The organism is Gordonibacter sp. An230, assembly GCF_002159915.1.
GTDB lineage: Bacteria > Actinomycetota > Coriobacteriia > Coriobacteriales > Eggerthellaceae > Rubneribacter.
Genome location: NZ_NFJP01000027.1, coordinates 1 through 22,242, shown reverse-complemented (window position 1 = coordinate 22,242; position 22,242 = coordinate 1). Strand labels below are relative to the sequence as shown.

The 22,242-nt window shown below is 67.0% G+C and carries 17 protein-coding genes; 7 read left to right on the top strand and 10 right to left on the bottom strand.

Going from position 1 to position 22,242, the window contains the following annotated elements; translation table 11 throughout:
• Window positions 1–249: 249 nt before the first annotated feature.
• On the bottom strand, window positions 250–690 hold the full coding sequence (locus tag B5F40_RS12660; RefSeq protein ID WP_204217399.1) for a helix-turn-helix domain-containing protein: 441 nt from the start codon (window positions 688–690) through the stop codon (window positions 250–252).
• A 231-nt stretch (window positions 691–921) separates the two neighbouring features.
• Between B5F40_RS12660 and B5F40_RS16720 the strand changes: the two genes are divergently transcribed.
• The 3 genes from B5F40_RS16720 to B5F40_RS12645 all read left to right on the top strand — a co-directional run bounded on the left by B5F40_RS16720 (window position 922) and on the right by B5F40_RS12645 (window position 4,699).
• Window positions 922–2,118 (top strand): GNAT family N-acetyltransferase, encoded by a 1,197-nt coding sequence (locus tag B5F40_RS16720; RefSeq protein ID WP_239443051.1) that lies wholly within the window; start codon window positions 922–924, stop codon window positions 2,116–2,118.
• A gap of 295 nt (window positions 2,119–2,413) precedes the next feature.
• Window positions 2,414–2,539 carry a hypothetical protein gene (locus B5F40_RS16840; RefSeq protein WP_255396424.1) on the top strand — a complete coding sequence of 42 codons (126 nt, stop codon included), beginning with the start codon at window positions 2,414–2,416 and terminating at the stop codon, window positions 2,537–2,539.
• Window positions 2,540–2,746: 207 nt separating this feature from the next.
• Complete coding sequence (locus tag B5F40_RS12645) at window positions 2,747–4,699, top strand: RecQ family ATP-dependent DNA helicase (protein ID WP_087194646.1); 1,953 nt, start codon at window positions 2,747–2,749, stop codon at window positions 4,697–4,699.
• A 116-nt stretch (window positions 4,700–4,815) separates the two neighbouring features.
• Here B5F40_RS12645 and B5F40_RS12640 read toward each other — a convergent pair whose 3' ends face one another.
• From B5F40_RS12640 to B5F40_RS12600, 9 genes are all read right to left on the bottom strand, one after another.
• Window positions 4,816–6,297 carry a LuxR C-terminal-related transcriptional regulator gene (locus B5F40_RS12640; RefSeq protein ID WP_087194645.1) on the bottom strand — a complete coding sequence of 494 codons (1,482 nt, stop codon included), beginning with the start codon at window positions 6,295–6,297 and terminating at the stop codon, window positions 4,816–4,818.
• A 106-nt stretch (window positions 6,298–6,403) separates the two neighbouring features.
• A complete protein-coding gene (locus B5F40_RS12635) occupies window positions 6,404–7,930 on the bottom strand; it encodes an FAD-dependent oxidoreductase (protein WP_087194644.1) in 1,527 nt (508 codons plus the stop codon).
• Window positions 7,931–8,162: 232 nt separating this feature from the next.
• Window positions 8,163–9,104 (bottom strand): slipin family protein, encoded by a 942-nt coding sequence (locus B5F40_RS12630; RefSeq protein WP_239443050.1) that lies wholly within the window; start codon window positions 9,102–9,104, stop codon window positions 8,163–8,165.
• A gap of 47 nt (window positions 9,105–9,151) precedes the next feature.
• Window positions 9,152–9,532, bottom strand: a complete 381-nt coding sequence (locus B5F40_RS12625) for a GntR family transcriptional regulator (protein ID WP_171899985.1) — start codon at window positions 9,530–9,532, stop codon at window positions 9,152–9,154.
• 54 nt (window positions 9,533–9,586) lie between these two features.
• On the bottom strand, window positions 9,587–10,465 hold the full coding sequence (gene nrfD / locus B5F40_RS12620) for an NrfD/PsrC family molybdoenzyme membrane anchor subunit (RefSeq protein ID WP_087194642.1): 879 nt from the start codon (window positions 10,463–10,465) through the stop codon (window positions 9,587–9,589).
• A gap of 9 nt (window positions 10,466–10,474) precedes the next feature.
• On the bottom strand, window positions 10,475–11,266 hold the full coding sequence (locus tag B5F40_RS12615) for a 4Fe-4S dicluster domain-containing protein (protein ID WP_087194641.1): 792 nt from the start codon (window positions 11,264–11,266) through the stop codon (window positions 10,475–10,477).
• 82 nt (window positions 11,267–11,348) lie between these two features.
• Window positions 11,349–12,110, bottom strand: a complete 762-nt coding sequence (locus B5F40_RS12610; protein ID WP_162610979.1) for a TorD/DmsD family molecular chaperone — start codon at window positions 12,108–12,110, stop codon at window positions 11,349–11,351.
• A gap of 231 nt (window positions 12,111–12,341) precedes the next feature.
• Complete coding sequence (locus B5F40_RS12605) at window positions 12,342–14,555, bottom strand: molybdopterin-containing oxidoreductase family protein (protein ID WP_087194639.1); 2,214 nt, start codon at window positions 14,553–14,555, stop codon at window positions 12,342–12,344.
• A gap of 1 nt (window position 14,556) precedes the next feature.
• Window positions 14,557–15,375 (bottom strand): 4Fe-4S dicluster domain-containing protein, encoded by an 819-nt coding sequence (locus tag B5F40_RS12600; RefSeq protein WP_087194638.1) that lies wholly within the window; start codon window positions 15,373–15,375, stop codon window positions 14,557–14,559.
• Window positions 15,376–16,135: 760 nt separating this feature from the next.
• Between B5F40_RS12600 and gatC the strand changes: the two genes are divergently transcribed.
• The 4 genes from gatC (at window position 16,136) to B5F40_RS12580 (ending at window position 21,181) form a co-directional block, all read left to right on the top strand.
• Window positions 16,136–16,447 carry an Asp-tRNA(Asn)/Glu-tRNA(Gln) amidotransferase subunit GatC gene (gene gatC / locus B5F40_RS12595; RefSeq protein ID WP_087194637.1) on the top strand — a complete coding sequence of 104 codons (312 nt, stop codon included), beginning with the start codon at window positions 16,136–16,138 and terminating at the stop codon, window positions 16,445–16,447.
• Complete coding sequence (gene gatA / locus B5F40_RS12590; RefSeq protein ID WP_087194636.1) at window positions 16,447–18,045, top strand: Asp-tRNA(Asn)/Glu-tRNA(Gln) amidotransferase subunit GatA; 1,599 nt, start codon at window positions 16,447–16,449, stop codon at window positions 18,043–18,045. The genes gatC and gatA overlap by 1 nt, the downstream gene beginning before the upstream one ends.
• 1 nt (window position 18,046) lies before the next feature.
• Window positions 18,047–19,621 (top strand): Asp-tRNA(Asn)/Glu-tRNA(Gln) amidotransferase subunit GatB, encoded by a 1,575-nt coding sequence (gatB, locus tag B5F40_RS12585; RefSeq protein WP_087194635.1) that lies wholly within the window; start codon window positions 18,047–18,049, stop codon window positions 19,619–19,621.
• A gap of 63 nt (window positions 19,622–19,684) precedes the next feature.
• Entirely contained in the window at window positions 19,685–21,181 is a 1,497-nt protein-coding gene (locus B5F40_RS12580) for an alanine/glycine:cation symporter family protein (RefSeq protein WP_087194634.1), read from the top strand.
• The last annotated feature ends 1,061 nt before the right edge of the window (window positions 21,182–22,242 follow it).

The window sequence follows — 22,242 nt, the reverse complement described above, 5'->3', positions numbered from 1 at the left end:
CTCGTTCTCGGCATGTGTTTCGGAATCACCTCCCGCGCCGGACGCTCGCGGTCGCAGACGCCGCGGAGCCGCCTTCGGTCGAAGCGGTCTCCGGAAAGGTGATGAGCCAGATTGTAGACGGACTTCGTCCGTCGTTCCTCAGCCCGCAACTGAATTTCTCCCGCCACTGGGATGACGCCGACGCTGCGAAGCGGGCGCAGGGTCTTTCAATCGGGCTGCGAAGGGTCCGGTGCGGGCCGTGCATGCGTCTCACCTGAGCGCGTTTGTGCCGAGCAGCGTCTTCTCGCCGAAGCGCCACAGCTCGTCATCGCAGGCGGTGCGGGTGAGCCCGCGATCCATGCACCATGCGATGATGGCGTCGCGGCGCACCTTGGGCCACAGTTCGGCCACTCCTGCCAGCCGCAGCAGCCGCTGGGCCTCGCGCAGCGTGCAGCGAACGCCGAATGCGAGCATGATGGCGTTGTCCCGGCCGGGACGGCTCTTTCCGGCGAAGATATCGTAGACCACTGTCGGATTGAGCCCGGAGGCGCGCACCACTTCGGCACGTTTGATTCCCTTCGCGGCTAGCAGCTCGTGCAGGTAGTTGGAGAGGCTGCGGTCGAACGTGGTCCCTTCGTCGAGGTATGCCTTCGGGCTTGCCGCCGCGAGCAGTCGTGCGAGCAGGTCTTCTGTCAAACGCTCTTCGGTCACGGTGGTCCTCCTGGCGTGCATGCGTTGTCGTAATGTCACGGGCGCTTGTCGGAATGTGGTACAGTTCCATGATACTCGATATCGCAAGACACCTTCTCGAACGGTTTGGCGAGGGCGGGCGCGGATATCGGCTTCGACGGCTTGCCGGGGCGAGGGCTTGTGCGGGTGCGCCGCGCGACTCGGTTTCGGAGACGGCGAGGTGCGGCAGGTGCGGCGAGAGAAGGAGCGGACATGACGAAGCGTGCGGAAGGCGGGCGTTCGGTGGGTCCCGGCCAAGAGGCGGGGGTCGAGCCGCTGGCGGCGTTTCTCGCGCGCACGCCGCGGTTTGCGGTGGCGTTCTCGGGCGGGTGCGACTCGTCGTATTTGCTGGCGGCAGCGCTGCGGGCGGGCTGCGCCGTGAAGGCCTACGCCGTGCGCACGGCCTTCCAGCCCGCTTTCGAGATCGCCGACGCGCGGCGGCTGGCCGCCGATCTGGGAGCCGATTTCGAGCTGATCGACGCCGACGTGCTCGCGCGGGGCGAGGTGTGCGCGAACGGGCCCGACCGCTGCTACCGCTGCAAGCGCTTCATCTTCTCGACCATCCGCGAGCGCATGGCGGCCGACGGCTATGAAGTGCTGGCCGATGGCACGAACGCGAGCGACGACCCCGCGCGCAGACCGGGCTTTCGCGCACTCGCCGAACTGGGCGTGGCGTCGCCCCTGCGTCGCGCGGGCATGACGAAGGACGACGTGCGCTCCGCGTCGCGCGCCCTCGGGCTGTTCACGGCCGACAAGCCCAGCTTCTCGTGTTTGGCGGTGCACGTGCCGGCAGGGGAGCGCCTTACGCAGAAGGCCCTCGACGACGCCGCGGCGCGCGTCGGCGTTGCGGACGGACGGCGTCCCCGGCCGCGCGCGGTGCTCGAGACGGACCGTCTCCTCCTGCGCGAGATGACCCAGGACGATTTCCCCGCGCTCTGCTCGATGCTGCAGGATCCCGAGGTCATGTACGCTTACGAGGGCCCGTTTTCGGATGCGGAGGCGCAGGAGTGGCTTGACAGGCAGCGGGCGCGCTATCGCGACGACGGCATCGGATTGTGGGCGGTTGCGCTCAAGGAGACGGGCGAGATGGTCGGCCAGTGCGGCCTCACGTGGCAGGACTGCGCCGGGCGGCGCGTGCTCGAGGTGGGCTACCTCTTCTGCCGCGCGTTCTGGCACCGCGGTTTCGCCACCGAGGCGGCCCGCGCATGCCGCGACTACGCGTTTCGCGAGCTGGGCGCCGACGAGGTGTTCTCCATCATCCGCGACACGAACGCGCCGTCTCTGCGCGTGGCCGCCCGCAACGATATGACCTACCGCCTCACGTTCACCAAGCACTACCGCGGCGTCGCCATGCCCCATTTGGCCCACTCCATAACTCGCTGCGAATGGGAGCGGCTGCAGGGTCGCTGACGGGCCTTCCGGAAAGGCTTCGGGGCCGTGTTTGCCGCTGCGGGCGGCCGCATCCGCGCTCCGGTGGATCATTCGGGAACCTTGCGCGAAAGCCGCGTGGATCTTGCGGGCGACTTTCGCGGGGTCCCTGCGGATCTCACGCGATTCCAATGCGGTTCAAGCATGAAGCTTGCAAAAAGTAATCCCAGATCAAGTGCTATATTTGCGCTGGAAAAGACAGGGGTTGCGTGTTAGAATCTTCCGCGTCGGCGATGTCCGTGCCCGGCGGGTGGCGCCTCGAGAGAGGAGGAACCCTATGGATAGTTTCAACGTGGTCGCAGGAGTATGCTCCGTGCTGTCGTTTCTCATGGCGGCAGCCGACTGGGTGAGGCGAAGGCGGAAGACGAAGGGCAGCGCGAAAGCGAAAAAAATAGGCGGCTAGAGAGGCAACTCTAACCGCCCAATCTACCCAGCGTCACCCGTCCGGAGCTTACAACCTCACGGGCATCGCCGATGCCTTCATTATACATATCGGCCCGCACGGTGCAAGGCCGTCCGCGAACATCGCGGAGAAAGCGCGTCGGGAGGAGCGGCTGGGCGGCGGGGTGCTATGATCGAGGCGGGCAGGGTTCGAGCGAAAGGGGCGGGAATGGCGGGCATCGAGGCGGCACAGGCGGCGCGGGAGGCGCTACGGCGGCATTTCGGATACGGAAGCTTCCGGCCGGGGCAGGAGGGCGTGGTCTCGGCCATCCTTGGCGGCCGCGACGCGCTGGCGGTCATGCCCACGGGCGCGGGCAAGTCGATCTGCTATCAGGTGCCCGGCATCGTGCTGGACGGCCTCACGCTTGTGATCAGCCCGCTCGTGTCGCTCATGGGCGATCAGGTGCGCGCGCTCATCGACGCGGGCGTGCGCGGGGCGTATCTGAACTCCACGCTCACGCCCGGCCAGCAGGCCACCGTGCTGCGCCGTGCGGCGCAAGGGGCCTACCAGATCATGTACGTGGCGCCCGAGCGCCTTTCCGATCCGCGCTTCCTCGAGTTCGCCCAAGCCGCGCGCGTCCCGCTCGTGGCTGTGGACGAGGCGCACTGCGTGTCGCAGTGGGGGCAGGATTTCCGCCCGTCGTACCTCGCCATCGGCGACTTCATCGCGCAGCTGCCCACGCGTCCGGTCGTCGCGGCGCTCACCGCCACGGCCACCGCGCGCGTGCGGCGCGACATCGTGCGCCTTCTGGGTTTGCGCGACCCCTACGAGGCGGTGACCGGGTTCGACCGCCCGAACCTCTTCTTCGGCGTGGAGCGCTTGGAGCCGAAGCGCAAGCTGGCCCGCATCGCCTCCTACGCGCTGGAACACGCCGCGGAAAGCGGCATCGTCTACTGCTCCACGCGCAAGGATGTGGAGAAGCTGCACGAAGCGCTGGTGGCGGCCGGCGTGCGCGCGACGCGCTACCACGCGGGGCTTTCCACGGCCGAGCGGCAGGAGAACCAGCGCGCGTTCATCGCCGACGACGCGCCGGTGATGGTGGCCACGAACGCGTTCGGCATGGGCATCGACAAATCGAACGTGCGCTACGTCATCCACCACAACATGCCCGGATCCATCGAGGCGTACTACCAGGAGGCGGGCCGCGCCGGGCGCGACGGCGAACCGAGCGAGTGCCTGCTGTTCTGGAGCGACGGAGACGTATCCACCTGCCGCTTCTTCATCGAGCGGGAGCTGGGCAACGAGGAGCTTTCACCTGTGGAGGTCGATGTCGTGCGTGCCTCGCGTCGCCGCCTCTTAGAGGCGATGTGCGGCTACTGCCTGACGACGGGCTGCCTGCGCAAGTACATCCTGGAGTATTTCGGGGAGCGCGAGCGGGAGGAGGAGGCGGAAGGGGGAGCCGCCGAGGAAAGCGGCGCGAACGGCGGGTCCGCCTCGGTGGAGAAGGCCGACGGAACCTGCTGCTCTAACTGCTCGGGAGACTTCGAGGCGGTGGACGTGACCGAGATGGCGCGGGCCGTGGTGCGGTGCGTGCACGAGCTGCGCGGGCGGTTCGGCAAGGGCGTCGTGGCCGACGTGGTGCGCGGCGCGGACACCGCGAAGGTGCGGGAGCTGCGCCTTGACGCGGCGGCCAGCTACGGCACGGCCGACGCGCCCGCCGCGCAGCTGAAAGAGGTCATCGAGCTTCTGGCGGCGGCGGGCTACCTCGACATCACGGAGGGATCGTACCCGGTAGTGGGCTTGGGCGCGCGCTTCCGCGAGGTGGGCGGCGAGGGCTTCAAGTTGGAGATGAAACGCGTGGCGCGCAAGCCCGCCCGCACCGGTGCGGGCGCGGGGCGGGTGTTCGGCGGTTCCGGCTCCGCGGCGTCCTCCGAGGCCGACCCTGCGCTGTTCGAACGGCTGCGCGCCCTGCGCAAGCGCATCGCCGATGCGGCCGAAGTGCCGCCCTACATCGTGTTCTCCGATGCGGCCCTGCGCGACATGTGCGCGAAGCTGCCCGCCACCGACGACGAATTCCTCGAGGTCAGCGGCGTGGGGGCTACGAAGCTCGCTCGATACGGTGAGGCTTTCCTCTCTGAAATCGCCGCATACGGCCGCGAGCGCGGCATCGAAGGGGAGTGAGCGGGCGAAAGGCGGGGTCTGCGGGAGGATGGGCGATCCGGCGCGTTCGGTCGCTGCGCGGGCGTGGAAGTCCGCGAGGGACGGGGTAGGGTCGCCCTTGACGTCAAGATGTCCGTTCAGTGTTGGTCCATTGTGTCGAGCAGGTCGAGAAGCTGCTGCTTGCTGTGAATGTCAAGCTTGCCGTAGATGTTCTTCACGTAGGTGCGCACGGTGTTTTCGGAAATGAACAGCTTTTCGCCAATGGCGGTCTTGCTACGGCCCTGCGCCAGGTGGCGGACCACTTCGCATTCGCGTTCGGTGAGGAAGCGCCTTTCCCGTAGCAAAGCGAGTTTCGCATCGAGGGGGTCGGTCAGCGCAGGGGGCTCCTTCTTCGAGGAGCCGAACGCCGCCTGAGCGGTTCGAACCTGATCGCTCGGATGGAGCAGTTCGGCGAACAGGGGACGGGCAACGGGCGTTTTATCGCTGAGGAGGAAAGCCATGCTCGCAGCCAGCAGAAGAACGATGACGGCGGCGACGGCCATCGCCGCTTCGGTGCGGGGCTCGGCGGCCCAGATGAGCGCTCGGCCCGTCTCGCGCGGCGCGATATGGGCGACCCACGCCAGACCCAGCACAATGGGGGCGGGCAGACTCGTGTGGCGGGCGAGATCGTAGCAACTGAACCACAGAAGCCCGACGGCGAAGGTGTTCGCCACCGCCACCGCTGCCGCACCCCAAGGCTCCACGTTCGGCTGCGCGGCGGCCAACGTGAGCGCTCCCAAGACGATGAAGGTCATCGAGACGTTCCACAATGCCGAGAACCCCAGCCTTCTTTTGGCAACGAGCGCTCGCCAGATCACGTATGCGCAGAGGATGGCGACAGACGCCTGATGGATCGCTTGAAAAGGCGTGGGAAGATCGATGGACGAGCCGTGGGGAAACCCTCTGGCCATGCCGAGCGCGAGGTTGAACAGGACGATGCCGAATATGAGGCGGACGAACGTCGAGCGCGGCTCCTCGTCGTACACGGTGTCGCGTGGGGCGTCGAGGTTCCGCTCGTCGAGAAACCTCTCGGCCCGTTCGTAGGCCAGATACGAAAGCGGCGGCATGAGCATGGCCAAGAGATAGGTGACGTTCTCGGGCATGAGCCCAAGGAGGAATCCGACCAGCGCGCTCGCTCCGAGCGAGGCGAACGCGTACAACAGGGCCTCGTCGGTCGAAAGTCGCACGTACAGGCATATCCACCGCCCGCCGCCCCAGGCGATGCCGAACCCGGCCAGAAGGCATGCGGTCCACAGCAGCGAAGGGGAGGGGGCCGCCGTGTTGGCGAGGAAGAGCGCGCTCGCAAGGGTCATGGCCGCTATCGACGCGGCGAACAGGCGGCTGCGGGCGCGCTCGGTGAACTCGCGTTTCATGACGAGGGAGATGAGGGCGAGGATGACCATGACGCGAAACAGGTTCGACGCTATGGTGACGATGCCCGAATCGGTGGAGAGGTAGCGGTCGTAGAGATTGCATTGGATCCAGATGCGAACCGCCACGAGCCCGAACAGACTAAGGGAAAGCGCCGGGGCGCACGCGATGATGCGCCCCAAAGCGCTCTCTTTCCTCTGAGCGTCCATGCCCCTCCTCGACCGTTCGCCGTAACGGGGAAAGCATATCACAACGTTGGGCTCTAACTCGGCTTGTCAAGGCTCGGAAGGGAAGCCGGGTTTCAGCTTGGAGCGTTTACCTGGAGATGCCGAGGTAGGCGACGGCGCTTTCGGCTGCGCGATGCCCGAACACGTTGATGTCGCAGATGGCGTTGCCTCCCAGCCGGTTGCCTCCGTGGATGCCCCCGGTCACCTCTCCTGCTGCGAACAGGCCGGGGATGGCGTTTCCCGCGGTGTCGAGCACCTTCGCTTCCGTGTCGATGCGCACGCCTCCCATGGTGTGGTGGATGCCTGGCGCCACCTTGACGGCGTAAAACGGCGGCTCGTCGATGGGGTAGCGGCTTTTCCAGCGTCCGAGCGGATCGTCTGCTCCCGAAGAGATGGCCCCGTTGTACGCCTCCATCGTAGCCAGGAACGACTCAGGGACGGTCTCCATCTGGGCGGCCAGGCCCTCAAGCGTGTCGGCCGAAAGGGCAAGCCCCTTCTTCTCGAACTTCTCTTTGATGCTCTTGTTCTCGTCGTACACCTTTCGGTCGAATACGGCGTACGCCCAACCGCCCGGCTGTTCCCATTCCGCAGCCGATACCACGTCGCGCGTGAGCAGCTCGTCGGTGAAACGGTTTCCCTCGCTGTTCACGAGCACCGCGCCGTCTCCGCGGATGCCTTCGCTCAGCAGGATGGACGTGCTCTGTTCCACGGTGGGGTGCACCTGGATCTGCTCGATGTCCACGACGTCGGCGCCCACCGCCTGCGCGATCAGGATGCCCTCGCCTTGAGCGCCCGGTTGATTCGTGGTCACGGCGTTCAGAAGCTCGGGGCGGTACTGCGCGAGCATTTCGTGGTTCGCTCCGAATCCACCGGAGGCCACGATGACGACCGGGGCGCGGTATTCGGTGACGTGGCCGTTTCGGTCGTCGAGGGCCCGCACGCCTGCCACCTTGCCCTCTTCCATGATGATCTCCTTGGCCGATGTGCGGGTGGCGATTTCGATGCCCTGCTCTTGGCAGCGCGCGCAGAGGTGCTTCACCAGGTATTTGCCCACGGCGCTGCCGTCTTCGGGGCGGTGGATGCGCGGCACGCTCGCGCCCCCGGATGTGGAGAGCTTCGTGAGGGGCATGCCCCGCTCGGCCAAGCGCTCGAGCGCCTCGTTCGAGTGCTCGCACATGTAGGTGACGAGATCCGGGTTTCCCAGATTGTGGCCTCCTGTGAGCGTGTCCTCGACGAAGAGCTCGACGCTGTCCTCGATGCCCTCATCGGATTGCGGTTGCGTGCAGCAGGCGTTCATGCCCCCTTCGGCGAAACAGGTGTTCCCGCCCGGCACGAACATCTTCTCCAGCACCATAACGCGCGCCCCCGCATCGCTCGCTCCCAGGGCCGCCGTCATGCCCGCCCCTCCTGCTCCGACGATGACGATGTCGAACGTTCCTCCCGAATGCACCTCGCTCGCGTCTGCCGCGCGCGGGGCGCAGCCCGTTAAGCCTCCCAATCCAAGCGCTGCGAGCGCGGATGCCCCAAGCGCGCCGGCAAGGAGCGTGCGGCGGTCGATGGGCCGATGCGGATGGCTTTCGGCACCTTTCAAGACCTGCTCTTGTTCTTGGCGCATGATGGAATCCCCTTTCTTCGAACGCGGCTGGCGCGAACGGCCGACCGCATGCCTTGCAACAAAGGGAAAGGCTAGGCCGAATCGCGTTTTCGCGGCAGCGAAGATACGGGGGAGTCCTACACCCGAATCGGGTGGTTTCTGGTTGATTCAGCTTTTTCCTCAGGACGGGCGACTTTTCCTGACGAAGGAAGGCGGGCGGCTCGCCTCTTCCCCTACTTTCCGCCGAGGGCCTTCACGACGTCCTCGGCCGACGCGCCCAGACCGTCGGAGAGGGCCGAGGGGACGGTGACCACGGTGCCCCGGACTTCTTGATACTCTCGTACAGAAGGTGCATCGTGCGGATCTTCAAGGCGGCCTCGTTGCCGTCGTAGACGCCGCTTGCGCTCGCGATCATCTCGGAGATGTCCTCCTCGGCGCTGGCCAACACGAGGCGCGCGTTCTTTTCGCGCTCGGCCTGGGCTTCGAGCGACATGACCTCCTGCAGCTCGGCGGGGATGACGATGTCGCGCACCTTCACCGACAGGATGGCGATGCCCCATGGCTCCGTCTCGCGTTCGATGGACTCTTTGAGTTCCTTGTCCAGCTGCTCGCGCGACAGCGCCACCTCGGCCACGCTCATGCGCCCGATGGCGTCGCGCATGGCGGTCTGCGCAACATAGAGGACGGCGGCGGGGTAGTCCTCCACCTCCATGCACGCCTTCTGCGCGTCCCACACCATCCAGAACAGCACCGCGTCGATGTCCACGGGCACAAGGTCGGAGGTGAGCGTCTTCTCGGCGCCGAACGGCGTGGTCACGGTGCGCAGGTCCACATGGCACGCGGCCTGCTCCACGATGGGCACCATGAAGATGAGGCCCGGCCCTGCCACGCGGTTGAACGCGCCGAAACGGCAGATGACCACGCGCTCCCACTCCATGGCGATGTGGATGCACAGCGCGAGCGCCACGGCCAAGACGAGCGCCAGCGCAAGCACCCACGGCCCCATGATGCCGAACCCGAAATACGCCACGGCCACCACGGCCGCGAACACGGCGGCCGCGAGCGCGAGCGAGAACAAAACGACGCCGTTTCTCGTGGCCTTCATGGGCGCGAACGGAGCGGATGCGGGCTCCACAAGGGCCGTCTGGCCGGACGGGCGCTCTGCCGGGGCGGGTTTCGTGCGGTGTGCGTTCATGGCTTCCTCCGATGCGGTCGATCGTGCGGACGGCGGCCGAAGGCCGCTCACGCGTCCCCTTTGAATCCCTCGAGCGCCTTCGCGAAGCGGCGCTCCACGTCGTCTGCGGTCATCCCCAGCTCAAGGCATTGACGGATGGCTTCGACGAGCACGGCGTCGCCCGACGTCACGTCCTCTTCGGCGTCGCCCTCCTTGCTGACGAACGCCCCGCGTCCGCGCTTCGAGCTGATGTAGCCGTCGTGCTCGAGGCTCGTGTACACCTTGTTCACCGTGTGGTAGTTCACATTGAGGTCGGCGGCCAGCGCCCGCACCGTGGGCAGACGGTCGCCGTTTCGGTAGTGGCCTGAGTCGATGAGGTACATGAGGCGGTTGCGCAGCTGAACCCAGATGGGTATGCCGCTGCGTTCGTCCACCTCGATCAGGGCCACGTCCTCACCTTTCCTCGCACCTTCGGGATCCATCGCCGAGCCGCCCGTCTCGCGCTACGTCCAGGGCACGTTGACGATGCAGTACCGCAGGAAGAAGCCGCCTGCCAGCACCAAGGGCACGGCGGCGGCAGCCAGCGCGACGCGACCGCATCCAGTGTAGGAGAAATCGAGGGCGAGCGGGAGCGCGAGCGCGCACGCGACGAACCCAATCCAGAAGAACCACATGCCCGGGCCGAACAGGAACGCTTCCACCGCCTCGGCCTGCCCCGATCCGAATGCAGCCGAGGCCAGATAGGCTGTCAGCACAAGCGCTTCGACTGCGATGACCACGCTGTCGGCCCGCGCGAGCGCGCGCAGAAGACGCGGCGCGCGGCGCGCATCGGGCAGCGCCGCCGCCATCGTGCAGGCGACGCCCACGGAAAGCGACGAGCAGGTGAACAGTGCGGGCAGGAGGGGGCTTCCCCATAGGGGAACGAACCCGATCTGCGCGAGCAGGACACCGGTGTAGGCGGTGGTGGCCAGGCCGAGCGCAAGGGCTGCCCACTCGAGTGCCCGCACGAGGACGACGGGCGTCCGCGCGCTTCCGAACAGCGCGACGCCGCCGAGCGCCGCCGCGCAAACGATGGTGGCCGCCAGCACGTACGAGCCGAACGTCAGCACGGAGGCCGTGGGGAGCGCGAGCACGTACAGGAATCGCTCGGGACGCCCGAGCTCGAACAGCAGGCAGAGCGCGCCCAGGACGAGCGCGACGGTCGCTGCGAGGTAGCCGCGCGCGAAGAGGGGCCGCGAGAGCTCGTCGGTCCAGGCGAGGCGATCGCTCCGGCCGAGCCTGGATCGGTGGGCGAACAGCAGGTCGCATGCGGCCAGCACCGCCGCCGCTCCCGCGCCGCCGCCTCCGAGGAACAGGTACCAGATGATCGAGTCGCCGAACACGGATCCTCCCTACGCCCGCCTCTGCGCTTTCGCGCGGCGATCGCGGTTTCGCTTCGCCGCGAGGCCCGCGGCTGCGGCCAGCGCCGCCGCGGCCGCTCCCGCGCCGGCCACGACTGCGGGGTTTCCCTCGCCGACGCGGCCGTCGGCGGTCTGCGATCGCGATGCGGGCGCGTAGTAGCGCTCGGTCACCACGCGCCCTATGTCGAGCCCGCGCCCGCCGTCGGCGTAGAGGACGCCCGTGCCGGGGACGGGCCGCGCGCCCGTTTCGGCGGCGAAGGCGCTCGCGGGGCTTTCAGGGTCGTCGAGGTCGCCGAAGGCGCGCGCCTCCACAGGGCATGCCTCCACACAGGCCGGAAGCAGCCCGACCTGCACGCGCTCGATGCAGAAGGTGCACTTCTCGGCCACGCCCACACGCCCTTCTCCTTCTATCTCGTAGGGAGCGGGCGACGGCGCGCCGAAGTGCCACGCGTCTTCGCGGTTGAGGGTCCGCGCGCCGTAGGGGCAAGCCGTCAGGCACACGCCGCAGCCGATGCAGCGCGCCTCGTCGATGCCCACTGTGCCATCGTCGCGCTTGTGGCTGGCGGCGGTGGGGCACACGCTGACGCAAAGGGGCTCGTCGCAATGCAGGCAGGCGTGGGGGAGGAAGGCGCGATCGGCATCGGGCCAGCGGCCCCATTCGAGCGCGTCGACCGCGCACCACGCCACGCCGGGCCTGAGCGCATGGTGCATCTGGCATGCCACCACGCAGGTTTGGCAGCCGGTGCAGCGCGCCATGTCGATGGCCATGCCGAACCTCGTCACGTCGCCTCCTTCGATTCCCTCGAAGGCATTCTACCAGGTGCCGGGCGAAGGCGCCATCGTCGGCGCTCCGCCGTGCGGCTCGTCAGCCGAGCAGCTGTTTCACGAGCGCGCGGTCCTCGCGCAGGTGCGCGACGAGGAGGAGCGCGACGCCGCGGTAGAAGTCCGTCCGGGCGGTTCGCCCCATGGCCTCGGCGAACGCGGGCACCCAGTTCAGAAGATGCCGGTCGAGAAAGCTCGCCTGCTTCGACAGCAGGTCGTCTGCGGTCTCTTCGTCGTTCGCCGAGGCCGCCTCGGCCGTGCGCGCGGCGAGCGTCTGCATGAACTCGAGCTCGAGCGCCACGTGGTCCTCTCCGAGCCGCCACGCGTCGGCGGCCCTCACGCCCTCGGCGCGAAAGAGGGCGCGCACCTCGTCGCGGGCCCCGTCCATTCGCAGGTGCTCTTTGGAGGTGTGCACCGACTCGTTGGGGTAGGGGGCCACGCTCTCCGAGCGCTTGCGCACGACGAACAGGCGCGCGAAGTCGACGGCCAGGTCCGTGAGCGCGCGCTGCGCGTCGCCGCTCTCGTTCCCGATTCCGGCCAGGTAGCCTCCCATGAGGCGGTTGCCCTCGTCGAGATCCGCGCTGTACGCGGCGATGGGGAGATCCGCAGCGTTGTCGCGTCTGCCCGGGTCGTTCGCGTCGTTCACGCCGTTCGGGCCGTTCGGGCGAACGGCTTCGTCCGCGGCGAAGGGCAGCGCGCGCAGTTCGGCGAGCAGCTCCTCGTCCACCTCTCGGTTGAGCAGGCGCGCGAGCAGCCCGTAAGCGGTCGTGCGGCCTTCGAGCACGCTGCACAGCATCTCGTCCATGTTCGCTCCTTCCTCCATCGCCCTTCGTCGTCCTTCATCGATCTCGCTTCTCGCGGTCGCCCCCGAGGGCGTCTTCGACGCCGTGCGACCGGCGGGAACCCGTTCGGCGCCGGCTCTCGGCCGCGCAAGGGAGAACGGGCTCCCGTCGATCCGGCCTTTCCGCCCTTGTACGGCGGGCCGTCCCGACCTCGCGCCGAGGGTGCGGCGCGAGGTCGGGGGAGGGGCCGAGCGCTAGATCTTCTCGATCTCGCAGAGGGCGTCTTTGAAGGTGGGGAAGCCCGATATGGGGTCGAACGTGCGGTCGATGAGCAGGCACGAGTTCGCCTGCTCCCAGCCGTGGAGTATCTCCACGTTGCCGGGGTGCAGCATGTTCGTGACCTCCACCTTGGCCTGGATCTCGCCCAGCTGGTTGAACATGCGCGCCCGGTCGCCGTCGGCAAGCCCGCGCGCTTCGGCGTCCTCGTGGCTCATGCGGATGAGCGGCTCGGGCATGAACTGGTTGAGCCAGGGCGTGTGGCGGTACTTGCTGTGCACGTACCACGGCACGCGGTTGCCCGTGGTGAGGATGAGCGGGTACTGCTCGAAGAGCTCGGGCGTGGACACGGGGCTCACCGAGGGCTCCTCGTAGACGGGCAGCCCCTCGAAGCCCAGCTGCTCGAGCATGCCCGATTTGAACTCGACTTTGCCCGACACCGTGCCGAACCCGGTTTGCTCGTACTGCCTCGGTTGCCACTCGCCCGACATCGGCAGTTCGTAGACGCCGGGCAGGGCGGCCTGGATGTCCTCAACCGTGGCGCCCGATCCGCCGGCGTCGAGGTAGGCTTGCATGCACGCATGCAGGTCGCCGTGGAAGCACTCCTCCTCGAAGCCGAGCGCGCAGCCCAGGTCGAGCAGAAACTGCCAGTCCTCCTTGGCTTCGCCGGCGGGCTCCATGGCGGCTTGGCTGCCGATGATGCCGTTCGGTTGCGCCTGGAAGGGGGCGACGCGCTCCCAGCACACGGCGGCGGGCAGCACCATGTCCATGTAGTCGTGCGTCCAGGGGTTCAGGTGAATGTCGCAGGCCACGGCGAAGTCGAGCGTGGAGACGGCCTCCTGCAGAAGCGGGGTCTGGGCGAAGTTCATGAGGTTCGTCCCCAAGAACAGCCCCGCGTGGATGAGCCCGTCGTTGATGTACTCGAGCAGGCCGTTGTTCTGGTAGTACGTCGACATGGCCGACCACACGGGCCAGCGGTCGACGCCGGCGCGGCCGGGTGCGAGCTCGGCGATCTTGTCGGCCAGCTGGAACGCCGAGTCGTCCGTTCCGGTGACGCCCGGGGCCACGGTGCGGCAACCCTCGTAGTCCCAGTAGCCCATGAGGGCCGGCAGCAGCGTGATGGCACGGGTGCTCTGCACGCCGTTGGTGTGGTGCGTGGTGGAGTGCGGGCTCACCCACATGGTGCCGGCGCCCGCCTCGGCCCACATGCGCGCCGCCTCGCGGATCTTGTCGGCGGGCACCCAGGTGATCTCCTCGGCCTTCTCGGGCGTGAACTCCTTCACGTACTCGGCGTACTCGGAGAAGCCCTCGGTCCAGTTCTCGACGAAGTCGTGGTTGTAGAGATCCTCCTCTATGATGACGTTCGCCATGGCCAGCGCCAGCGCGCCGTCCGTGCCGGGGCGCGGCTGCAGGTAGAGGTCGGCCAGCTGCACCGCGGTGGGGGTGAGGCGCGTGTCGATGACGATGTACTTGCATCCTGCGCGCTTGGCGTCGAGCATGCCCTTGTACGCGGTGGGCTGGGGATACATCGACCAGGCGATGTTGGAGCCCCACTGCAGGTGCACCTTCGTCTGGGCGGCGGGCATGGTCATGATGGTGTTGCCGTAGTTCAGGATGCTTGCCATGGCCAGGGCGAAGGCGCATTGCGCGCCGCCCCACGACACGTTCGGCGTGCCGAAGAGCGCGGCCACGCGGCAAAACACCGGCAGGTGCTCCTTCGGGTCGCCCGAATGGAACGTGACCGACGCCGCGCCGTAGGTCTCCTTGGCCTTGTTGAACTCCGAAGCGATCGTCTCAAGCGCCTCGTCCCAGCCGATGCGCTCCCATTTCGGATCCTCTCCGATGCCCTTTTTGGGATTCGTGCGCTTCACGGGGTACAGCAGGCGGTTCGGATCGTAGACGTTCTGCAGGCTCGTGAGGCCCTTGAGGCAGGGCTTGGGCTTGGAGTGCTGGTCGTTGCCCTCCACGCGCACGAGCTTGCCGTCCTTCACGGTACCCTTGAGGCCGCAGAACACGGACTGGTTGCACATGGGGCAGGACGTGTAGACGTACGTCTCGCCGCCCGCCTCCTCGGCGAAAGCGTCCTCGGGGGCCGCCGCCTCAAGGCCGCCCGCGGCCAGCGCGGCCGTGCCGAGCGCCGCCGCTCCCACGAACGCGCGCCGCGAGAAGGTGATGTCGTTCAGGCTCTTCATGCTACTCGTCCTTTCCCTCGACGCGGTCGGCCGCCTTCTTCCCCCGGGCGTTGCCGGCCGCGAAGCCCGCGCCGGCCGCGACCGCGGCCACCGCCACGGCGCCGACGCCGATGACCGCCGCGTTCGGCGCCTGCTGCTCGCCGACGGGCCCTGCGGGCTCCGCTTCGTCGGCGATGATGTTCGGCACGTTCGAGACGTTGGTCATAAGCGCCTCGCGCAGGTTGAGGTCGTGGCCTCCCTTCACATAATACAGCGACGTGCCGCGCAGGTTCTCGGCGTTGTTCTGCTCGATGTAGGCGCTGACGTCGCTTGCGGGATCCTCCACGTCGCCGAACACGCGCGCCCCCATCGGACAGGCCTCCGCGCAGTGGGGCTGCAGGCCGTCGTCCACGCGGTCGGAGCAGAAGACGCACTTCTCGGCCACATCGGCGTGCGGGGCGCCGTAGCTTTCGTAGGGGGCCGGTTCGGCGGCGTCGAAGTTCCAGTTGTCTTTGAAGCTGATGGTGCGCGCCGCATACGGGCACACCATGACGCACGCGCCGCAGGCCAGGCACGCGTCGTAGTCCACCGTGACGATGCCGTCGTCGCGCTGTGCGCTGGCGCCGGTGGGGCAGACGTTCACGCACGGGGCGTCGTCGCAGTGCATGCAGGAATGGATGAGGTAGAAGCGGTCGACGTCGGGGTAGGCGCCCTGCTCGACGGCGTCGACGGAGCACCATTTCACCCCCGGCCTCTGATTGTTGTGCATCTGGCACGTCACCACGCAGGTTTGGCACCCCGTGCAGCGCGTCAGATCGATCACCATGCCGTACTTGGCCATGGTTCCCCCTTTCTCGCGATGTTTCTCGTCTCGTCCTTGCGTTCGCGCGTCCGACTGGGCTTGCTCCAGCGCAGATGCGCAGGCGGGTCGTCGCACGTGCTCGCCCTCCCTTCGGTCCCCTGCACCCGCCCTTATTTGTTCTATCGTTATATTATTCTATATTACTATAATAATCAAGAGAACTTAAAAGGAGGCGGGGACCGGTGGCCAAGCTTTTTTGGAGGGGGTCGTCGTGGGCTGGAGTTTTCGGTTGGGGCGCGTGCTCCGGAGGCGTCGCTAATATCGACTTGGGACGGCGGACGGCGTGCGGCGGGTTCCCCGTCGGCATGACCGACAGGGGAGGGGCATTTCTCGGCGGCATCCGCCATCCTTTGCGGGACGGTCGTCGCGGCGCGTCGAACCGGGAGGAATCGGCCGAAGCCGGGCGCCCGACGCTTCGACGACCCCGAGTCGGGGCTCTTGCGAACGCTGCGGCCCTGGCCGCTTGCGCCCAGGTTTCGTCGCGCGCAGGCGGCCGGAAGGGCCTTGCGGCGGTGGAAGCGCGTTCGGCAACAGCGCCCTCTCGTTTCGTCGGCGGGCCTGCGCGGCGTGCGACTTGCCCTCCCTCCTTGCGAAATGCCGCGTCGGCTGGCTCCCGCATCGCCGAGGGGCGCAAGGTCTGCTATCATTGTTGGGTCATGTTTTCACCCGCTCCACCAACGTCGGCCGATCATGCTCGCGGCGGCGTTGCGTCAAAACGAGAGAAGGAAAGAGCAGTCCTATGGCCCAACACCTCACCGAGCGCGACGTCCGCGGCATCGCGGAGTACGCGCGCATCGGGCTGGATGCCGACGAGGTGGCGCAGATGACCGCCGACCTCAACGCCATCATCGACAGCCTGAAGCCCATCACCGAGTACGACCTTGCGGGCGTCGAGCCCACGTTCCACCCCATCGGAGGCCTCTCGAACGTCATGCGCGAGGATGTGGAGGAGCCCGGCTTCGCACAGGAGGTTGCGCTGGGGAACGCGCCGAAGCAGCAGGACGGGTGCTTCCTCGTCCCGTCCATCTTGGGCGAAGGGGGTGATCGCTGATGGGCGCCGCGTCCGAGCGCGCCTTCCCGGCGATGGGCGCACGCGAGATCCGAGCCGGCCTCGCCGCGCGCGAGTTCAGCGCCCGCGAGATCGCCGAAGCGTCGCTTTCGCGCGTGCGCGCCCTTGACGGAGCGACGCACGCCTATCTCGAGACGACTGAGCGCCTCGCGCTCGACCAGGCGGAACGTATCGATGCGGCCGTCGCCGCGGGCGAGCTTGCCGCATGCGGCCCGCTTGCGGGCGTGCCCGTGGCGTTCAAGGACAACATGAACCTAGCCGGCACGCACACCACGTGCTCGTCGCGGATGCTCGCGGGGTATGTGTCGCCCTACACGGCCACGTGCGTCGCGCGCACCATCGAGGCCGGCGGCATACCGCTCGGCAAGCTCAACATGGACGAGTTCGCGTTCGGTTCCTCCACGGAGACGAGCGCGTTCGGCCCGAGCAAAAACCCCTGGGATCTCGAACGCGTGCCCGGCGGCTCGTCGGGCGGAAGCGCCGCCGCCGTGGCAGCCGGGCTCGCTACCGTCGCGCTCGGTTCCGACACGGGCGGCTCCATCCGTCAGCCCGGCAGCTTCTGCGGCACGGTGGCCGTGAAGCCCACTTATGGCGTGGTCTCGCGCTACGGCGTGGTGGCGTTCGGCAGTTCGCTCGACCAAGTGGGGCCGTTCGCTCGCTCGGTGGCCGACGCCGCGCTGGCGTGCAACGCGATCGCCAGCCGCGACGCGCTCGACTGCACGAGCCAGGATGTCGGTGTCGATTTCACGGCGAACCTCGCCGAAGGCGTGCGCGGCATGCGCATCGGCGTCGTGCCCGCGTTCATGGATGCGCAGGGTCTCACGTCGGAGGTCAAGGCCAAGGTGGTGGAGGCCGCCGAGCATCTGCGCGCGCTCGGCGCCGAGATCGTGGAGGTGGATCTGCCCAACGCGCAGGCCGCTATGAGCGCCTACTACGTGCTCGGTCCCTGCGAGGCCTTCTCGAACCTCGCCCGTTTCGACTCGGTGCGTTACGGCTACCGCGATCTTGGCCATGCCGACCTCGGCAGCCAGTACGAGGCAAGTCGTGCGAAGGGCTTCGGCCCCGAGGCGCGCCGCCGTATCATGCTGGGCAGCTACCTGCTGTCCGCCGGCGTGTACGAAACCTACTATTACCCTGCGCAGCAGGTGCGCACGCTCATCACGCAGGACTACGCGCGCGCCTACGAGCTGGTGGACTGCATCCTCGCGCCCGTGTCGCCTCGCACGGCGTTTCGGTTCGGCGAAGTGTCCGACCCCACCGACATGTACTTGTCCGACATGTTCACCATCTCCATAAACATCGCGGGCAACGGCGGCATGAGCATGCCCGTGGGCCTTGGCTCGAACACGGGTCTGCCCGTGGGCGTGCAGCTCGTTTCGCCGCAGTTCAAGGACGAGAACATGCTGCGCGTTGCCGCCGCTCTCGAGACGGTGTACGGCTCCGCTCCCGTTGCGCCGGGCTTCGCGCCCGATGCCGGGGAACCGCTCGGCAGGCCGGCGGCGCTGCCCGACGCGGCACAGGCCGTCGCGGGAGTCGATCTGCCGGGGCTGGTCGGTGCGGACGGAAAGGCGGGTGAGTAGCGTGCGGAAGCTCGAGGAGGTACTGCGCGACTGGGAGGCCGTCATCGGTCTGGAGATCCATGCGGAGCTGACGACGCTTCGGACGAAGATGTTCTGCGGTTGCAAGCTGGAGTACGGCGCGCCGCCGAACACGCACACCTGCCCCGTGTGCCTGGGGCTGCCGGGCGCCCTGCCCGTGCCGAACAAGGCGGCTATCGAGTCCATCGTGCTGGCGGGTCTCGCCACGAACTGCGACATCGAGCGCCGCAGCATGTTCTACCGCAAGAACTACATGTACCCCGACATGGCAAAGAACTTCCAAACCACCCAAGGGCCGGTGGCATTTTGCATGCGCGGGCACCTCGACCTCGCGGTGGACGGCCCTGCCGCGAGGGAGCGTGTGGACATGGCCGGCCTGTCCGAGGGCGAGGCGCGAGGCAACCTCGTGCGAACGGCCGACGGCTACACGGCGCATGTGGGGATCACGCGCATCCACATGGAGGAGGACGCGGGCAAGATGGTGCATGTGGGCGGCGGGGAAGGGCGCATCGCCGGGGCCACGCACTCGCTCGTCGACTACAACCGCGCGGGCACGCCGCTCATCGAGCTGGTGACCGAGCCCGACCTGCGCACGCCCGAGGAGGCGCGCCTGTTCATGCAGAAGCTGCGTCAGATCTACCTCGCCTTGCGGATCTCCGACTGCTCGATGGAGGAGGGGAGCCTGCGCTGCGACGGCAACGTGAGCCTGCGCCGCCGCGGCGAGGCGGCCTTCGGCGTGAAGACCGAGCTCAAGAACATGAACAGCTTCAAAAACCTCCACGACGGACTGGCCTACGAGATATGCCGCCAGGCCGAGGTGCTCGAGGAGGGCGGGCGCGTCTTCCAGGAGACGCGGCATTGGGACCCCACATCCAAGCGCACCATCGTCATGCGCACGAAGGAGACGGCTGACGATTACCGCCTGTTTCCCGAGCCCGACCTCGCTCCCTACGATCTGTCGGAGGAGTTCATCGAGCGCGTGCGCGCGAAGCTGCCCGAGCTGCCCGATGCGCGCGCGGCGCGCATCGGGCGCGACTTCGGGCTTTCGTCCTACGACGCACGCCATCTGCTGGACAACGCCGAGGTGGCGTCGTTCTTCGAGGCGTGCATGGACGAGGCCGCTGCCGAGGCGGGTGAGCTTGCGAAGCCGGTGGCGAACCTGCTCATCAACGACGTGACCGCGTACCTGAACGCCCATGCGGGCGAGGCGCTCGCCGACCTTCCGCTCACGCCGGCGCGCATCGTAGAGCTCACGCGCCTTGTGGCCGAGGACGCCATCTCGTCCAAGCAGGGCAAGGAGGTGTTCGCGGCCGTTGTCGCCGAGGACAAGGATCCCGCCGCCGTCGTGGAGGAGCGCGGCATGCGGCAGGTGTCCGACACCGGCGCCATCGAGGCCGTGGTGGATGCCGTCTTGGCCGCCAACCCCGACAAGGTCGAGCAGTATCGCGGCGGAAAGACAGGGCTCATCGGGTTTTTCGTGGGGCAGTGCATGAAGGAGACGCACGGTCAGGGCAACCCGAAGGTCATTAACGAGCTTCTGGCGAAGAAGCTCGGGTAGGAAGCCGCCTTCGCTGCGCGCTGGGGCGTGCGGGGGCGGGCGACGAGAAGCAGAAGGAGGCTTATGGAAGAGATGCTCATCGGGCTGACCAGCCAGGTCAGCGATTTTCTGTACACCTACATCCTGGTGATTTTGCTCGTATTCACGGGGGTCTCGTTCACCATCCGCACCAAGGCGGTTCAGATCCGCTATTTCAAGGACATGTTCACGCAGCTGACCGAGCGCAAGCACGTGAAGGGCGAGCGATCCATCTCGTCGTTCCAGGCGCTCATGGTGTCAACCGCCAGCCGCGTGGGCACCGGCAACATCGCCGGCATCGCCACGGCCGTGGCCACGGGCGGCCCGGGCGCGGTGTTCTGGATGTGGGCCATGGCCGTGGTGGGCGCGGCGTCGGCGTTCGTCGAGTCCACGCTCGCGCAGATATGGAAGGTCCGCGGCAAAGACGGCGAGTTCCGTGGCGGTCCGGCGTACTACATCGAGCGAGCGCTCGGCAAGCGGTGGCTCGGAGTGCTGTTCGCCGTCCTGCTCATCATCTGCTACGCGTACGGCTTCAACGGGCTGCAAGCCTTCAACATGGCGAGCGCGCTGGAGTATTATATTCCCGACTACGCAACGAGCGGCGCCGCCGTGGCGCTGGGCATCGTGCTCGTGGTCATGACCGCTTTTGTCATCTTCGGCGGATCGAAGCGCATCAGCGTCATCACCTCCATCATCGTGCCCATCATGGCCATCGCCTACATCGGCTTGGCTGTCGTCATCACCGTCATGAACATCGGACTTCTTCCGCAGGTGTTCTCCGTGATCTTTGCCTCGGCGTTCGACTTCCAGGCCATTTTCGGCGGATTCGCCGGCTCGGTCATCATGCTGGGCATCAAGCGAGGGCTGTTCTCGAACGAGGCCGGCATGGGCTCGGCGCCGAACGCCGCGGCCACGGCCAGCGTGTCCCATCCGGTGAAGCAAGGCCTCGTGCAGAGCCTGTCGGTGTACATCGACACGCTCGTCATCTGCACCTGCTCGGCGTTCATGGTGCTGATCTTCTACGTGCAGTCGGGCAATACGTTCGGCGACCTCAACGGCATGCCGCTCGTGCAGATGGCCGTGAACGCAGGCGTGGGCGAGATGGGCATCCACTTCGTCACGTTCGCCATCTTCGCGTTCGCGTTCTCGAGTCTCATCGGCAACTACTTCTACGCCGAGGGCAACATCCGCTTCATCACGAAGAGCACGACGGCTCTCACGGTGTTCCGCCTCACGTGCTTGGCCGCCATCATGGTGGGCTGCCTGAACAACTTCACGCTCGCATGGAACTTCGCCGACATCACCATGGGACTCATGGCCGTCGTGAACCTCGTGGCCATCCTGCTCTTGGGCAAATGGGCGCTCAAGGCCCTCGACGACTACACCGCTCAGCGCAAACGGGGAGAGGATCCGGTGTTCGTGGCCGAGCGCATCGAGGGCATGCCGAAGACCGAGTGCTGGCACATGGACAAGGTCAAGGACTACGGCGAGCCGCCGGTGAAAGAGTACCTCGACGAGGCGCTCGACGCCGAGCATGTCTGACGCTTCTCCCGATAGCGGAAAACCGGAGATGCCCTTCGGACGGCGCGGGAGGGGATCCGGTATGGACGAAGGCGGCAAGCGTCGTGACGACTGGCGGAAGCGCGAGGAGCGTGCGGAAGCGGGCGACCTCGTCCGCTCGCCGGACGAGCAGAGCTGGCATGATCGGGCATTGCGGACCGCCTCTCCCTCATCGTGCTCTGCTCTGCGGAGTTTGTTCTTGTGTGGCTTTCCGGCTGGGATGTCGATGCGAAGGCGGCCGTGACGCTGCTCATGGTGGCGCGGTCATGCGCTTCGATCTCGCTATGGCGCGGTCTGGTTCTGCGAATGCGGGGATGACCGCCGTCATCTGTTCTCGCGCAGCGTCCGCCTCCTACGAGGAGGCGGACGCTTTTCGTGGGTGCGTCGTCCGCGAAGATGACGCACGTCGGCTTGCAATCGATTGCGGTCGCGAGTCGAAGTCGCTAGCTGCGCCGACCTTCTGCGCTCTTCGCCTGACGTGTCGGCCGCGTTGCGCGGAGCATTGCTGGTGCGAGTTCGAATCTTTCCGTTGTTTCTTGCCGTGGTCGCTCTTGCGTTGGCTGCTGTGGCAACGAGCCAACGCTTTTCCGCCGATGTTTCACTGATTTGCGTATGCCCGAGGTCGAGATTGCCGGCTTTCGACTTGTGGCGCGGTGCGTTTCGGTTGCTTCGGTCGAAATCGAAAGGGCTCCGTGGGGCCGTTGCCGTTGGGTCCCGCATCTGACGTTTGGCGATCATGTGCCCAAAGTGGGTGCATCTCGAAATCCAACGGATTTGGGTCGTACTCTTGTCGAGTGCGCTGGCGATGAGGCATTTTGCCAATGCTTGTAGAAAACGCATTTAAGGGGGGCTTTCGAGCGCTTGTCGGTTGTCGGACAAACGCCAAGCGCGGACCTGCGACGGCATTGCATCGTGGTTTGTCCGCCGACGGTCGGTTTTCCGTCGGCTGCCGCGAGGGTGGTGCGGATGTCGGGGGGGGGGGGCGGTTTTTTCGTGACTGCTCGACGTCGCCGCCCTTTATGATGTCGGTGCGCTATCATTCG

Coding starts and splice junctions, on each gene's coding strand:
- gatC (WP_087194637.1), top strand. CDS start 16,136: ATGGCCCAACACCTCACCGAGCGCGACGTCCGCGGCATCGCGGAGTAC.
- B5F40_RS12630 (WP_239443050.1), bottom strand. CDS start 9,104: ATGAACGCACACCGCACGAAACCCGCCCCGGCAGAGCGCCCGTCCGGC.
- B5F40_RS16840 (WP_255396424.1), top strand. CDS start 2,414: ATGGATAGTTTCAACGTGGTCGCAGGAGTATGCTCCGTGCTGTCGTTT.
- B5F40_RS12645 (WP_087194646.1), top strand. CDS start 2,747: ATGGCGGGCATCGAGGCGGCACAGGCGGCGCGGGAGGCGCTACGGCGG.
- B5F40_RS12600 (WP_087194638.1), bottom strand. CDS start 15,375: ATGGCCAAGTACGGCATGGTGATCGATCTGACGCGCTGCACGGGGTGC.
- B5F40_RS12640 (WP_087194645.1), bottom strand. CDS start 6,297: ATGGACGCTCAGAGGAAAGAGAGCGCTTTGGGGCGCATCATCGCGTGC.
- gatA (WP_087194636.1), top strand. CDS start 16,447: ATGGGCGCCGCGTCCGAGCGCGCCTTCCCGGCGATGGGCGCACGCGAG.
- B5F40_RS16720 (WP_239443051.1), top strand. CDS start 922: ATGACGAAGCGTGCGGAAGGCGGGCGTTCGGTGGGTCCCGGCCAAGAG.
- B5F40_RS12580 (WP_087194634.1), top strand. CDS start 19,685: ATGGAAGAGATGCTCATCGGGCTGACCAGCCAGGTCAGCGATTTTCTG.
- B5F40_RS12610 (WP_162610979.1), bottom strand. CDS start 12,110: ATGGACGAGATGCTGTGCAGCGTGCTCGAAGGCCGCACGACCGCTTAC.
- B5F40_RS12605 (WP_087194639.1), bottom strand. CDS start 14,555: ATGAAGAGCCTGAACGACATCACCTTCTCGCGGCGCGCGTTCGTGGGA.
- B5F40_RS12635 (WP_087194644.1), bottom strand. CDS start 7,930: ATGCGCCAAGAACAAGAGCAGGTCTTGAAAGGTGCCGAAAGCCATCCG.